Origin of the sequence: Barnesiella viscericola DSM 18177 (assembly GCF_000512915.1) — a bacterium.
Classification (GTDB): domain Bacteria; phylum Bacteroidota; class Bacteroidia; order Bacteroidales; family Barnesiellaceae; genus Barnesiella; species Barnesiella viscericola.
The window spans coordinates 703581-718410 of the sequence record NZ_CP007034.1 but is presented as its reverse complement, the minus strand read 5'-3'; the positions used below and the strand labels follow the sequence as shown (position 1 = coordinate 718410).

The 14830-nt window shown below is 54.3% G+C and carries 11 protein-coding genes; 4 read left to right on the top strand and 7 right to left on the bottom strand.

The window, feature by feature from the left end:
- The first annotated feature begins 29 nt into the window (after window positions 1–29).
- The gene (lgt, locus tag BARVI_RS02885) at window positions 30–887 is read left to right on the top strand and encodes a prolipoprotein diacylglyceryl transferase (RefSeq protein ID WP_025277784.1); all 858 of its coding nucleotides are present in this window, start codon (window positions 30–32) and stop codon (window positions 885–887) included.
- 282 nt (window positions 888–1169) lie between these two features.
- Here the strand turns inward: lgt and BARVI_RS02880 are convergent, their stop codons facing one another.
- Genes BARVI_RS02880 through BARVI_RS02855 form a run of 6 tightly spaced genes read right to left on the bottom strand, consistent with a single transcriptional unit; the run spans window position 1170 to window position 10277 of the window.
- Window positions 1170–2744 carry a PCMD domain-containing protein gene (locus BARVI_RS02880; RefSeq protein ID WP_025277783.1) on the bottom strand — a complete coding sequence of 525 codons (1575 nt, stop codon included), beginning with the start codon at window positions 2742–2744 and terminating at the stop codon, window positions 1170–1172.
- Between the two features lies 1 nt (window position 2745).
- Window positions 2746–3609, bottom strand: coding sequence for a hypothetical protein (locus tag BARVI_RS02875; protein ID WP_025277782.1), 864 nt, complete (start codon window positions 3607–3609; stop codon window positions 2746–2748).
- The gene (locus BARVI_RS02870) at window positions 3606–4337 is read right to left on the bottom strand and encodes a hypothetical protein (RefSeq protein ID WP_025277781.1); all 732 of its coding nucleotides are present in this window, start codon (window positions 4335–4337) and stop codon (window positions 3606–3608) included. Before BARVI_RS02870 ends, BARVI_RS02875 begins: the two co-directional genes overlap by 4 nt.
- On the bottom strand, window positions 4330–6441 hold the full coding sequence (locus tag BARVI_RS02865) for a PCMD domain-containing protein (RefSeq protein WP_025277780.1): 2112 nt from the start codon (window positions 6439–6441) through the stop codon (window positions 4330–4332). The genes BARVI_RS02870 and BARVI_RS02865 overlap by 8 nt, the downstream gene beginning before the upstream one ends.
- A gap of 1 nt (window position 6442) precedes the next feature.
- Complete coding sequence (locus BARVI_RS02860; protein ID WP_025277779.1) at window positions 6443–7687, bottom strand: DUF4493 domain-containing protein; 1245 nt, start codon at window positions 7685–7687, stop codon at window positions 6443–6445.
- Window positions 7688–7700: 13 nt separating this feature from the next.
- Window positions 7701–10277 carry a DUF4493 domain-containing protein gene (locus BARVI_RS02855; RefSeq protein WP_198015981.1) on the bottom strand — a complete coding sequence of 859 codons (2577 nt, stop codon included), beginning with the start codon at window positions 10275–10277 and terminating at the stop codon, window positions 7701–7703.
- A 353-nt stretch (window positions 10278–10630) separates the two neighbouring features.
- Here BARVI_RS02855 and BARVI_RS02850 point away from each other — a divergent pair, with 353 nt between their 5' ends.
- From BARVI_RS02850 to BARVI_RS02840, 3 genes are all read left to right on the top strand, one after another.
- Window positions 10631–11953 carry a UDP-glucose dehydrogenase family protein gene (locus BARVI_RS02850; RefSeq protein WP_025277777.1) on the top strand — a complete coding sequence of 441 codons (1323 nt, stop codon included), beginning with the start codon at window positions 10631–10633 and terminating at the stop codon, window positions 11951–11953.
- 354 nt (window positions 11954–12307) lie between these two features.
- Window positions 12308–12925 carry a DUF4923 family protein gene (locus BARVI_RS02845; RefSeq protein WP_084546966.1) on the top strand — a complete coding sequence of 206 codons (618 nt, stop codon included), beginning with the start codon at window positions 12308–12310 and terminating at the stop codon, window positions 12923–12925.
- 145 nt (window positions 12926–13070) lie between these two features.
- Entirely contained in the window at window positions 13071–13568 is a 498-nt protein-coding gene (locus BARVI_RS02840; RefSeq protein ID WP_025277775.1) for an outer membrane beta-barrel protein, read from the top strand.
- Between the two features lie 99 nt (window positions 13569–13667).
- On the opposite strand, the gene BARVI_RS02835 is transcribed toward BARVI_RS02840, so the two are convergent.
- On the bottom strand, window positions 13668–14804 hold the full coding sequence (locus tag BARVI_RS02835; RefSeq protein WP_025277774.1) for an aldose epimerase family protein: 1137 nt from the start codon (window positions 14802–14804) through the stop codon (window positions 13668–13670).
- Window positions 14805–14830: the final 26 nt, after the last annotated feature.

The window sequence follows — 14830 nt, the reverse complement described above, 5'->3', positions numbered from 1 at the left end:
GCAGGGCATTGTTTTTTTACAACGGTATGATTACTGACTTTATCACCTGGACAGCCAGCCCGGCGCTGTACGACGGGTTTATCCAGATTCGCTGGTACGGGCTGTTTTTCGCTATCGGCTTTATCGTGGGTTACAGCATGATGGACCGCATGTTTCGTCACGAGCAGTTGAATGTCAAGTGGCTCGATTCGCTCTTTGTCTACGTGGTTGTGGCCATGGTTATAGGGGCGCGCCTGGGGCATTGCCTCTTCTATGAGTGGGACGTCTATTCGCAGCACCCCATCGAGATTCTGAAAATCTGGAAAGGTGGGTTGGCCAGTCACGGCGGGGCTATCGGTATCTTGATTGCCATCTGGATTTATTCCCGCCGGGTGACGCATCGCAGCATGCTCTTTACACTTGACCGTCTGGTCGTGCCGGTAGCTCTGGTGGCCGCCTTTATCCGCACGGGCAACCTGATGAATCACGAGATTTACGGGCACGAAACGTCGTTGCCCTGGGGATTCCGCTTTGTGGAGAATCTGCCGCAGTGGATGGCCGGAGCCGAGCCGATATTCACGGCTCCGTCGCACCCGACACAGATTTACGAGGCGTTGTGCTACCTGTTGCTCTTCGGGCTGCTGCTCTACCTGTATTGGCGTCGCAATGCCGAGGAGCGCGAGGGGCTTATCTTCGGCACCTTCCTCATCGGCACCTTCCTGTCGCGCTTCCTGATTGAGTTTATCAAGAATGACCAGGTGGCTTTCGAGGCGTCGATGACGCTGAATATGGGGCAGTGGTTGAGTATTCCGTTTGTCATTGCCGGGGTGTGGCTGGTGGTGCGCGCCATGCAGCGTCCGCGGGTCCCCATCAAGTATGCACCGGCCAAGGCTAAAGCCAAGCGATAGAACGCAGGGCGGAAGCTCTTTGGCCCCGAGACGATACCGGGTAGGGCTTGCCGCATGATCTGGAAACGAGAGAGGCATCATCAATATGAGCCGAGAAGAGCTGTACCGGAATCTCCGGGAGCGGCTCTTCTTTTTTTTAGCCAGAGAGATACCGGGTCGCCCGGGTGGACTGACTGCTGTGACGGCCCGGTATCGATATGTGAGAATACAAGCAGCCCGGCTTCCTTTGATGGAATCCGGGCTGCTTGTTTATGGAGATACCCGCAGAAGCGGGTAGGAATATCAGTAGTCGTATTCGAGCGAGAAGTCGTCGATGAAGAGCACACTGCCGTCACCGCCGGTAAAGTAGTCGCCATACTTGCTGGCCGAAGCGACCACCACGATGTAGGTGGGGACGCGCGAGGTGTCGTGGTATTCGAGTTCGAGGGAGAAGGGGGTGTACTCGGGTACCGATTCGCCCGACGAAATCTCGGCATAGGCGATGACGTGCGGGTCGTTCTTGTCGAATACCTTGCGGTCGCTCGGTTTGGTGCGAATCTCTACCGGTTCGCTCCAGTCGCCCAGGGCGATGTATATCTGGCAGGTATCGGGTTGTCCCATGAGGGCCGTCAGATCGCTGTTGGTCTTGTTGATGGGCACCGTGGTGTACTTGAAGTAGCCTTTCAGGCGGGTGGGCCGTTGCGTGAAGGGTTTCCCGAAGTTGAGCACGCCGTTGGAACCGTCGGTGCGAATGTAGTTGCCTACATACATGTTGCCGGCAGCCAACTTACCCAGCGAGCCGATACCCACGAATTTGGTAGCCAGTTTGGCCGCCTGTCCCGTGCCCGACCAGGTGTCGTCGGTCGGTTGGGTGTTGCTGTCGCCCAGGGTCGTGGCCCCCTTGTTGCCGGTGTCCCAGAAGTTCTCGCTACCCTCGGGCCAGGGGTTCCACACCTTGCCGGCCAGATTCCAGTAGTCGAAGCTGCCGTTGGGCAGTTCGGTAGCCGAACCGGTGGTGAAGGTCACCTCGTTGCCGATAAGGTCGCCCGAAACGGCGCGGCACATATAGGTGGTGTTGGCTTTTAGGTGTATCATGCGGGCGGTAAAGGAGCCTTTGTCGTGGGTGACATATTCGTCGGGCACCTTCTCCCAGGTTTCGGCCGCAGCCTCTTTGATTTCAAAACCGTTTTGAGCCCCCTCCTTGCCGCTGCCGTGCAGCCAGGCCACGTTGGTCCAGGCATCGACCCCGTCGGTCGATACCTCGCTCTCCGACGGTACGATGTAAAGGAACCATTTTTCCATGATGCCGTGGTAGGTGACAATCACCTTCTGGTAACCCAGCGAGAAGTCGGTAATATTCTCGATTTGGGGCGAATAGGTCGTTATCCCGGCCGGGCCCAGCACCAGTTCGGTAATTTTGATGTTCGACAGGTCGGCATCCTGGTTCACATAGGCAACGGCCCGGTGGTTGTAAACATCGAATACGGGTGCGCCAAATTGCCCTTCGACCCGAAACGAGCGCTCGATGTTCTGAGTGGCCTGTATGGTCCAGGTGTAGTCTTGATAAATCGAGAGGGTGAGCGAGTAGCTTTGGGTCAGGTCGATAGTCGAGTCGGCCGGCAGAGTCGAGGTGGCACCTTCGGTCACGGTGAGCGACTCGATGTGTACCCGCCGCAGGTCCACGGTGTCGGCCAGTTCGAGGCTCACCGTGAGGGTGGCGTTGTCGATAGTGGCCGTACCCACCTGTCCTTCGGCCGAAATCGACAGGATTTGAGCCTTGATGCGGGGGTAGGGAATGTCGTTCTGGATACACGCCGCGAAGAGGAGTGTAGCGAGGAACGGGAGTATGTAGAAACTGTATTTTCGCATGACTTTCATTCTATATGTGCAGGCACATGCCGATGTTGATGTTGAACAGGTTGAGCTTGAAGTCGGCACCGCTCGACCGGCGGCTACCCGTCTCCACGTTGTTGGTTGTCTGTTTGATGGTGCCGTAGCGCAGACCGGCTACGCCGAACGAGACGCTGGTGCTGATGTTGTTCATGATAAAGACACAGAAGCCCGGGTTCAGCCCCAGCTTGATTTCGGAGGTGGTAGTCTTGGTATTGCGCAGGTTCTCGTCCGAGCCCCTTACGAAACGGTTCGATCCGCTCGAGAAGGCCAGTTCGGTTTCGTTGAAAAAGCCGAACCGTTTGTTGCGGTCGATGCCGATATAGGCTCGGTGGAAAATCGAGGCCGAGAAGGTCTCGCCCAGGTAGCGCATGTCGCTCAGGTTGAATTGCATATCCTCGTCAATATCGATACTGAGGTTGTCGAGGTTGGCACTCAGATGGCTGTATCCCAGTTTGATACCGATACATTCGTTGTCTTTGATGAAATAGCCCAGGAAGGGATTGAGTGTGGTGATGTTGCCCTTGAAATTGAAATCCTTGACAAAGATGAGGAGGTTGTTGTCCTTGCTGTCAAACTCGCCGTGCGAGAGGGTGAGACCCATGATCCACTGCTTCTTGGGTATGAACAGGTAGTTGCGCAATCCCCGCTTGTATTTCTTGCGGTTGAATCCCCGTCGTTCCACAATGGTGTCGGGTTCGTCGACCGCCACTGCGGGGGTGAGAGCCGTCAGGGGAACCGTTTGTTGCACGGGTGGAGTCACGGCTGTCGAGTCGAGCTCCTGTGCGTGGAGCAGCGACCGCCCGGGAAGGATTATGCCGATGAGAATGAGTATGTATTTCCAGTTTTTCATAAATAAAAAGCGAGACCTAAGCCCAATGAGAAGATATTAACTTTGAAATTGGCCAAGTTTTGCGACCGCTTGCCGGTGTAGACCTGGTCGGTCGTCTGTTTCACATGGCTGTAATTGAAACCCAGTACGCCCACATTGACCTCGATGGCGGTGTAGTCGTTGATAAAGGCCATCAGTCCCGGCGCAATGCCGATTTTGAGGTTGAACGACCGTTCGAAGGTGCCGGTGAGCGCGTCGCCCGAGCCGTTGACCACCTTCGACTCACCTCCTCCCAGATTGATTTGCAACTCGTTAAAGAGGCCGAACCGGTTGCTGTTGCCTATGCTGATGTAGTTGCGCATGATGGCCATGCCCGAGTAGGTGTGGCTGAGGCTGTACACGTTGTCGACGTTGAAGTTGAGGTCGTCGCCAATCTGTATCGAGGCACTGTTAAGTTTGGTGAGGCTGCGCTCGTAGGCGAACCGGCCGCCCAGTCCCAGATTGTCCTTGACAATGTAGCAGAACATGGGGCTTATCTTGAAGTTGTAGCCTATGCCGTCGATGCCCTCGATGACGAGGAACTGGTAGTTGTTGTTGCTGTACTCCGAGTAGGAGATGGAGTTCCCCACCACCCATTGCCCTTTGGGTATGAAGGTGTTGAGCACGATGCCCCGGTCGAACTCCTCGGCTCTTGCGAGTCCGGGAATCAACAGGAACAGGGCGAGTATGGGATAGATAAGTTTATTCATAAATCAATTCTAAGTCGTCAATCCACATGGTGCTGCCGGAGCTGCCGGTGAAATAGTCGCCATACTTGCTGGCCGAGGCCACCAGCACAAGGTAGCTGGGTATGCGGTCGAGCGAGCGGTAGTCGAGAGGTATTTCAAATTCGAGCAATCCGCCGTCGGCACCCTGGGTAGCACTGGTGAGGTCCCATTCGCCGTAGGCGATAATCTTCTCGTCGTTCTTGTCGAACAGTTTCTTGTCTTTGGTGCGGATTTCGATAGGCTCGCTCCAATCGCCGATGGCAATGTAGATGCTGCCGATGTCGGTAGCCCCCTTGGCCAGTTCGGAGGTGCTGGAATAGTCGACGGTGCCGGGGTTGTACTTGATGTAACCTTTCAGCTTGGTCGGACGCGAGGTGAAGGGGCGTCCGAAGCTGAGCACGCCGTCGGTACCGTCGGTGCGCAGGTATTGACCCACAAAAAGGTTGCCGGCGGCAAATTTACCGATACCCAATACCCCTACGAATTGCGATTGCAGTTTCACCGAATAGCGACCGCTGTGTTTGTAGGTCTCGTCGGGGGTGGTTACGTTTTTGCTCAGGGTGGCCGAACCGTGGTTGCCGCTGTCCCAGAACATCTCTTCGCCGGGCCCGTAGAGCACCATGGCACTCGACGAGAGGGTTTGCCAGTTTTCGAAACTGCTGTTGGGCAGGGCTGTGGCCGATTCGGTGGTAAAGGTGGCCGTCTTGACCGAAGCCTGAGAGCCGGCGACTGCCTGGTACTCGTAGGTAACACCCGGGGTAAGGCCGGTTACCTCGGCCGACAGGCTCGACCCCGACAGCGTGGCGGGAACCGAGGTCCAGCTATCCGTACCGGTCTGCCGGTATTGGAACGAGAGCGGTTCGGAGGTTGCCTTTACCAGCGTGCCCAGCAGGGTGGCTCGGCGAGCCCAGATGCTGGCCCGCTCGGGCTCTTCGGTCACCACAATGGCGTCCGACACGACAATCGACAGCGTGGCGGTATTGTCCTTGCCGCTCATGTCCACCGCTTGGATTGTAAAGGTGTATTCGTCGCTCGGGAGCGATTTGACGAAGCCGTCGGCGAGGGTAATCTTGGCGTTGGAGAGGTCTTTCTCCTCCTGGTAGGTGTGTTGGCACGAGATACCCCGCGACTGAAACTCGGCGATGAGGGCCTCGTCGGTTCCGAGGAGGTCGACCGAGTCGGTGGGGAATCCCAGAGCCGTGAGTTTGTCGCACGAAATCCAGGCCCGTTTCAGTTCGGTTGCCGCATTGATCCACAAGGCAGTCTCGCTGCCTCCGTTGGTCTCGTAGTAGAGCGGGTCGGAGAGGTTGAACTTGTCGCCTACAATCTGCGGCCGCTGGGTGATGACCACGTTGTGTGTCGAGTCGACGGTCGATTCGTTTACCTTCACGTCGAGGAAGGTGCCGCCGGTAGCTGCACTCTCGGGGTCGAAATTGAAGGTGAAGGCATATTTGGTAGCTCGGGCCACATCTTCTACAATGCCCGACTGGGTGTAGCTGTTACCGTCGGTCTTTTCTCCCTCGAAGGTCCAGCCCAGGCTGCGGTTTCGGGTGTCAAACAGGAAATAGCCCACCGAGTCGACCGTGGCCGGGGTGAAATAGAGTTCGCCCGAGGTGGTGAAAATCTTCACCTTGTAGTTCGATACCACCTCGTCCAGACTGGGGTCGAAGGCCACGGTGGCAAGCGTGTTGGCAATGGTGCAGGTCACGCTGGCCGAGGTCGTTTCGCCCCCCCGCACGGTAAAGTCGGTCGAGCCCGTGTAGTAAGGTGTGTTGAACGCTGCGGGCACCGAGTCGCCGGCCAGGACGAAAGCGTGGTATGCTCCGCTGGCCAGGTTGAGGGTAGGCGGCATGGGAGTCTCGGCGTCGTAGTAGCGAATGAGCCCTTTGCTGCTGTAAATGCGGGTTTGCATCGTGGCGTAGATGCCCGAGTCGACGGCCCGTGTGACGACTGTGACGTCGTCCGAGACGCTGACCCGTAACTGCACCGAGCCTTCGCCCACGGTCATATCGTCCTCTTTACAAGCACCCAGAAGCGCTGTCAGGAGGAGTGCGCATGCCCAATATTTTTTGTTGTGTAGTCTCATGTTATTCAGTTACGAGGATTAACGATTCGGTGGTGGTCCCTTGTGCATCGGTTGCCGTGATGATGAAATTGTGCGTGCCGGCACCCAACAAGCCCAGCAACGGCATGAACTGGCTGATGTCGAACGTCACTTTGTTCTGATGCAGCACGTTGTTCTCGGTGGGGAATCCCAAGCCTTCGATGGCCTCTTTCAGCGCACCCGGGTTCACGAGGTCGAGATGTGCCGACAGCCCCATGCCCGAGAGTTCTTCGGGGGTAAGTGTGGGCGACTCGATGTCGACGGTAAGCTGGGTGAGTCCGTCTTTATCGGTACTGATGATGTCGACTATCACTTGCATGCCAGTGGTAACGGTGACAGGAGTACCCAGTGCGATGGTTTCGCTGGTGATTTGGGGGGCACCCGAGGGTTCGGGGTCCGGGTCGGGATCGGTTCCGGGATCACTGGGATTGGGGTCGGGGATAACCTCCTCGTCGATGATTATATCAACATTGTATTCGAAGATTTCACATGAGGCGTCGACGGTAACCGATGGCTCGATACCCTGAGGCTGTTTAATGTCATATTGTAAGGTTGGCTTTTCTCCTGCTTTTACAGTATCTATTTTAATTCGGTTCACCTCTTTATATCCGTCGATGGTGCCGGTAAAGATGGCAATGAGCAGGTTGCTCTCGTTGTCGGCACGGAAATAGCCGGTGCGAGTTTCGTCTTTTGTAAAATTAAGAGAGCCAGAACCAATGGTAACTGTTACTTGGCAATCTTCACCCATGAATGATTTCAGGGCTTCGGTATAAGTAACAGAAACTCCTATATTTTGTTGCGTGCATACTACCGTATCGAGCTGGGTCACCCGGTTCTCTTCGATGGTAAAGGCCTTGTCGGCATAGTAGTAGGGGTGTTCCCACTCGGCCGGTTGTACCTCGTGCGAGAATACGGCCAGTTTATAGTCGCCCACGTTGAGGGTAACAATCTCGGGCATCTCGCGATATTTCCATTCGAGGGTGTCGTTGCCTTGGGTAGGGTATATCTGCACGGTGAAGTCGCCCGTGTCGACCGCCCGGCTTACGGGAGCCTTCTCCACTACCTGCGTGTCGTTGTTGGGTATGGCTCCAAACGTCGATAGGTCGAGGGTCCCGGTTTTCCCTGTCGGAGTTTCGGTACCCAGGTTATAGTCGAATTTCTCGCGGTCGCACGAGGTGGCTCCCACGGCCAGGATTATGGCAAGTGAGACGGTCCATATAGCTTTCATATGACGATGCTTTTTATTCATAGGTGAATGTTAAGTTGTCGATAGTAAAGGTTGCTCCTCGCGAGGCCGACTCGTATTGACCGTTGGAGACACTGGTCTTGATGGCCGCTGTCTCTTCGCTCTGGTGGTAAGAGGCGTGGTTCGACGAGGTTATCATGATGCGCAACGTAGTGGCCTTCTGGTTGGTAATCGAGTAGGTGACCGGTATGGTAAACTCGGTATAGTCGGCGGCGGCCGTGAAGTTGGCCGTGCCGGTGCCGATGACCGTCTGTCCGTTGAGCAAGGTGATGGTGATAACACCCGTCTCGGCCGCGTCGTTGGGGTCGTTGGCATATTTGTACCACCCTTTCAAGGCCGAGGGGCGCGAGGTGAACCCGACACCCTCGTTGTAGGTCTCGGTACCGTTGGCATAGGTGTAACTGCCCAGGAACAGCTTCCCGGCCGAGCGGTTGGCGATGGTGGGCACGTTGGTGTTGTAGTAGGTGGTGTTGAAGGCTCCACCCGAGGTAGCCGGGGTGGTACCGTTATCGTCCCACGCCACGTTACGCACCAGCATGGCGTTGCTGCCGCTCTGAGCCACGAGATCGCGATAGAGGTCGGGTGTCACGGTGCTTGATGCAAAACTGCGGTAAGCGTCCCACGTGAGGGTGGAGTTGTAGGTCGATGGAATGACGAACCATGAGTTCTGGTTGGCGGCACCGGTGTTGCAGGTCTTGGCATTGACACTGGCCCAGCCGGTGGGCTCCTGTATCGTGAAGGAACATCTGTTCTGATAGTCGACGGGCCATACCGAGTATTCGCCGCCCTGTTTCAAATCTTGTATCGATATGGTTTGAGCCAGGTTCTCGAAATCGCCGTTGGGCACGGCGGCAGCCGCTTCGGTGCGCAGGGTGTAGTCGCCGCTGTAATTGACATTCTCCTGACCGCTGTTGCACGATCCCCGCAGTTGGTAGCGGGTGTCGGGGGCGAGCCCGGTGATGGTGCGGCGTCCCTGGGTGAGGGTGGAGGTAACGGTTTCCCATTGTCCCGTACTGTTGGCGTAGAGCACGACGTAACGGTTCACGGCCTCCTGGTATTGAGGATCGGTAGCCGTGAGGGTAACGGTAGCCCGGCGGGCCCAGATATCATACTCCTCGGCCTTGATGGTGAAGTCCGGGGTCTTGACCGGTATCGAGGTGGTGGCTGTCTTGGCACCGTTGGCATACGAGGCCTCGACAACGACCAGCTGGTCGGTTGCTTCGATTGAGATTTTTATTTGGTAAAGGTTCCCTTCGTGCGAGATGACCGACGAGGTGCTGTTGACCTTCGAGCCCGAGGCATTGAGATAACTGAACTTGATCTGGTCGATGTAGGCACCATCAAATTCGACGGGTATCGTGGCCGTCTTGCTGCCCACGAATACCGCTTCGGGAGTCTGCAAGGCAAATGTAATGGGGATACTCTTCACCGAAAGGGTAATAGGAGCTTCGGTCACCTTCCCGTAGATGTCTTTGGCCGAGAGGGTGAAGGTGTGCTGGTCGTTCCCGTCGGTGGCATGGAGGTGGGCAAAAACTTCGGCAAAGTCGATAAATCCCATCTTGCTACCCATTTCGGTGAATCCTTTCAATTTCAACCCCAAGCGGCCGAGCAATGCGCTGTTTTCGCTGCTCAGACCCACCAGATCTATTTCTCGGGGCCAGCCTTGGCTTTCAAGAGCGGCCGACGAGGTAGTGAGGGTGCAGGCGGCAATACCGGCTTTGGCCGTGAGCGAAAGGTTTACGGCCTTGTCGTCGGGGTAGCTGTTCTCCTTCACTTCGAGGGGAGTGCCCGGCACGAACCCGGCCGGGAGGAACGAGGGGGCGGGTGCCTCCATCACCTCGTCGGAGATGCTGATGGTGATAGGTTGCGTTTCGGTGGTCTCGTCGAAACTGATACTGAGTTGGGCTTCACCGGCGGCATTGTCGGCAATATCGAGTTTGATGCGGTAGTGTTGGCGCGGTTTGGCGTCGGTAATGGCGGCAGGTTCGAAAGTCGACTCGATGCCGTTCTGTTTCTTCAAATAGGTTTGAATGGTAATTTGACCGGGCTTTACATAGGCGGCCCGGGTCTCGTCTTTCTCGAACTTGACATAGCCCCCTTCGGCAGCATGCACCGTAGTGGCGTAGTCGGCAAAATATTTCTTGAAGGCATCGGAATATTCGACCGTAATCTTTACGTTGGCCAGCGTACACTGAATCTCGACGGGCGAATTTTCGCGGTAGCGCACCGTCACATCGCTCTCTCCCAGATAATAAGGCTTGTCGAAACCCTCCTCTTCCAGGTCGCCGTAATAGGCACTCATGGTGTAGGCACCTACGGGAATTTTTTCGGTGGGGTCGAAGTCGGCCAAACTGTCCCACGAGCGGGAGAAACTGCCGTCGGTTGAAACCAGCTTCAAGGCAAACTCGCTCACGTCGGGCGTTTGTGTGGGGGTGGAAGTATCGGTGTTTTCAGAGGTCGAGGTGCGTGTAACAGGCTCTACCCGATAATCGGCCGAAACCTGTACATCGATAGTCCCATAACCCGAATCGACCTGTTGGTCCTCATTTGCGCAGGATACTAACAATAGCATGGTTGCGCCATATAAGAGAATCTTTTTTACATTCATGCTTATCCTTTTTTTGTCTCGTTGGCGACGAGTGGTAAAGTGCTTGCTTGCAAATAATTAGATAACAATAAAGCCCTTTGGTATAAGTCAAAAATCGCTTCAAAGATAGGAAAAAAATCGCACATAAAACAGCCGTAGGTCGTTTTTGTTATGAGTTGTAATATAAATTAAGAATATAAATACTTTGAAATGAATGATTTATAAATGGCTAATTCTTCACGGTGTAGAACAACACCTCTCTTTTTTCGACGATTTCGGCCCAAAAGAGCCTTACGCTCGAAAAATGTCACTATTTTTGTGACATAAAGTATAGATGTATGAAAATAGCGGTAGTAGGTACAGGCTATGTAGGCCTGGTTACAGGAACCTGTTTTGCCGAGATAGGCGTAGACGTAGTTTGTGTAGACATCGATGCCGAGAAGATTGCTCGCATCAAACGGGGAGATATTCCCATCTATGAGCCGGGGCTCGACGAGATGGTCCTGCGAAACATGAAGGCCGGGCGGTTGCGTTTTGCTACCGATTTGTCAACATGTCTCGACGGGGTGGAAATTCTGTTCAGCGCCGTGGGTACTCCTCCCGATGAGGACGGTTCGGCCGACCTCCACTATGTGCTCGATGTGGCTCACAACGTGGGGCGCTGCATGACCGACTATCTGGTGGTGGTGACCAAGAGCACCGTGCCGGTAGGGACGGCCCGCAAGGTGAAGGCGGCTATCCAGAGCGAACTCGACCGGCGGGGCGTGAACATCGAGTTTGATGTGGCTTCCAACCCCGAGTTCCTGAAAGAGGGAAATGCCATTGCCGACTTCATGCGCCCCGACCGCGTGGTGGTGGGCGTGGAGAGCAAGCGGGCCGAGGCGTTGATGCAGAAGCTCTACAAGCCCTTCATGATCAACAAGTATCGCATCATTATTACCGATATACCTTCGGCCGAGATGATTAAATATGCGGCCAATGCTATGTTGGCTACACGCATCAGTTTTATGAACGAGATTGCGTTGTTGTGTGACGAGGTGGGTGCCGACGTGAATGCCGTGCGCAAGGGTATCGGGGCCGACGATCGCATCGGGAGCCGTTTCCTCTATGCCGGTTGTGGTTACGGAGGTTCCTGTTTCCCAAAAGATGTGAAGGCCTTGATTAAGACGGCCGAGGAGAATGGTTGCGATATGCAGATTCTGAAATCGGTCGAGCGGGTGAACGAGTCGCAGAAGGAGCTACTCTTTCGCCGGTTGAGTACCTACTTTAACGGAGAGCTGTCGGGTCGCAAGTTTGCCGTGTGGGGACTCTCGTTCAAGCCCGAAACCGACGACATGCGCGAGGCTCCGGCTCTGATTCTTATCGACCGGTTGTGTTCGGCTGGGGCAAGTGTGCGGGTGTACGACCCGGTAGCCATGGACGAGTGTCGCCGCCGCATAGGCGACCGGGTAGAGTATGCCGCCAATATTTACGAGGCGGTAGCCGGGGTCGATGCCCTGCTCATCGTGACCGAGTGGAAAGAGTTCCGCATGCCCGACTGGTCGGCCGTGCTCCGTGCCATGAAATCGCCCGTGATTTTCGACGGACGCAATATCTATGACCCGGCCGAGATGAAAGAGATGGGATTTGTTTATCGCAGCATCGGTCGGCCTCTGCATTGATTCGATGCTTAAAGACAAGTCGGAACCGAGATAAAAAAGAAGACAGATATGCACCCTATCCCGGGGAGGATATCTGTCTTTTTTGTAGGGAAAGGGGCCCGTCGAATATTCTTCCGCTCGCAATGGCTGCTCCTCCTTTTACCGTTACGGTGCGGGGATTTTCGCCTGAGCGCCCTTTCTGCCTATAATAACATCGCTTGTCGATTTTGGTTCGCGCCGGGTGGTGGTTTGCTCAAAAAAATATGGTCCAAGAGGTGCCATGTGAAGCGAAAACGGTTGAGGAGCCTGTTTCATATATCCCGATAAATAGTATATTTGCACTATCATAGATAAATGGTCTAAAATAATTTTGTTATGAAAAGATGGGTATTGGCTTTATGTAGCCTGTTTTTATTTGGAAGTGCAGCCCAGGCACAACTCTCGCTGGGTGATTTGTTCAATTCATCGACAGTCAATAAGGTGGTGAATGCGATAACCAACAACGATGCCAATCTGACCGTTGCCGATTTGGCCGGAACCTGGCGTTATTCGGCACCTGCCTGCAAGTTTGAGAGCGACGATCTCTTGAAAGCGGCCGGTGGTGAGATGGTTGCCTCTACACTCAAAGACAAGTTGGACACCTATTATCAAAAGGCCGGTATCACTTCGTCGCGGGTATCATTTACCTTTGCCGATACGACAATGGTCATGAACTATGGCAGTGCCAAACTCGAAGGCTATCTTGTCAAGGACGAGCCCAGCGGCAAGTTTGTGGTCACCTTCACGTTGGTCGGTCGTATCCCCGTCATGGTGATGGACGCCACGATTACCAAGAGCGGCAACACGATGGAAATACTCTTCGATGTGGAAAAACTGGTCAATGTCTTGACCACGATTGCCTCGAAAACACAAAGCTCTACGCTGCAAAGCATTACGAGCTTGCTCGATGGCTATGACGGAGTGTTGATGGGATTTGAACTGACCAAGCAGTAGGTTCAGTACGGCAGGTCGTGAATGAATATTTGACGGTAAGGTTTGTCTATTTTAACATTTAGTCCGAAAAAAGTAGAGCAACAGGGTGTTTTATTAGAAACAAATTAATATATTTGTTCTATACATTAAACTAAAAATAAGTAAAATGAAAAAATTAGTTTTAACCTTAGCTCTGGTATTTGGCATGTTGACAGCCAATGCACAATTTTTTGTGGGTGGTCAGTTGGGTTTGACCTATGACAATGACACGGAAAATACGACTTTCCGTATTGCTCCCGAGTTTGGCTATGCCTTTAACGATGCATGGACTGTGGCCGGTATGATCGGTTATACTCACATGGATAACTACAATTCGTTTTACATTGCTCCCTATGCCCGTTGGACCTTCTTCACGAAAGATTTCGTGAGCTTGTTGGTTGATGGCGGCTTTGGCTTCTCTACCGGGAAACACAAAGGAGCAAGTTCGGTAAATGGTTTTGAAATCGGTTTCAAACCGGGTATTGCCTTTAACCTTACCGACGAATTTTCGTTGGTAGCCCATTGCGGTTTCCTCGGTTATCGCGACAAATACAACGGTAGCAGCGTATCGGGATTGTCGTTAACGGGCAATGATTTGAGTGTCAGCCTCTATTATAAGTTCTGATTACTTAATTCGGTATATAAATAAAAGGCGAGTCCAACTTTTTGCTGGACTCGCCTTTCTTATGAGCACCTTTTTTAACCCCAATACCACAACAACGCCTTATTCAACCCCGAACTTGTAGATACAGGTGCTCGAATAGGTCTCGCCCGGACGAAGCACTACCGAGGGGTAGTTGGGTTGGTTGGGCGAATCGGGGTAGTGCTGTGTCTCTACACAGATGGCAGCCCGCCGAGGATAGGCGATACCCCGCTTTCCCTTCACCTTGCCGTCGAGGAAATTACCCGTATAGAACTGGATACCCGGCTCAGTCGTATAGACTTCGAGTACGATGCCGGTCGTGGGGTCGCTGATGCGACAGGCCACTTTCGACAAATCGCCGCCGGTCGACAGAACCATATTGTGGTCATACCCCATTCCGTTCTTCAACTGTTCGTCATCGGCATCAATATCGCGCCCCACCGTCTTGCCGGCCCGGAAATCAAACGGCGTCCCCTCGACCGGACGAATCTCGCCCCATGTCATGAAGGTGCTGTCGATGGGCGTAAAGCCGTCGGCACAGAACTGCACCGTCTCGTCCAGAATATCGTGGGCCGGGTTGCCGCTCAGGTTGAAATAGGAGTGGTTGGTCAGGTTCACGATGGTAGGCTTGTCGGTCGTGGCCGTATATTGCAGCCGCAGTGCATTGTCCGAAGTCAACGTATAAACCACCTTCACATCGAGGTTGCCGGGGAAGCCGGCCTCGCCGTCGGGACTTTGCAAGGTCAGTTCAAGCGTGGTGTCGTTAGGTTGCACGGCATTCCACACACTGTGGTGAAATCCCTTGGGCCCCCCGTGCAGACAATGTCCGTAGTTGTTTTGCGGCAGTTGATACTCCACCCCGTCGAGGGTGAAACGACCCTGAGCGATGCGGTTGCCATAGCGGCCGATCAGAGCGCCGAAATTCCCGTCGATATGGATATAGTCGGCAATGGAGTCATGTCCCAGCACCACGTCGCGATACTGGTTGTCGCGGTCGGGAACCATGACCGACACGATACGCCCGCCGTAATTGGTCACACACACCTCCATGCCCGACTGGTTTTCCAGTACATAGAGTTTCACCGGTTTCCCGTCGACGGTAGTCTCGAACTTCGAGCGGTCCAAACCCGATTTCGTTACCCCTTCCGTGTCCGATTTCGAAGTGCAGGCAGCCAGCAATACAACCCATGCCCCTGCCCAAATCAGTTTACTGTTCATATTTTCTCCTGCTTTGTTATTTGGAT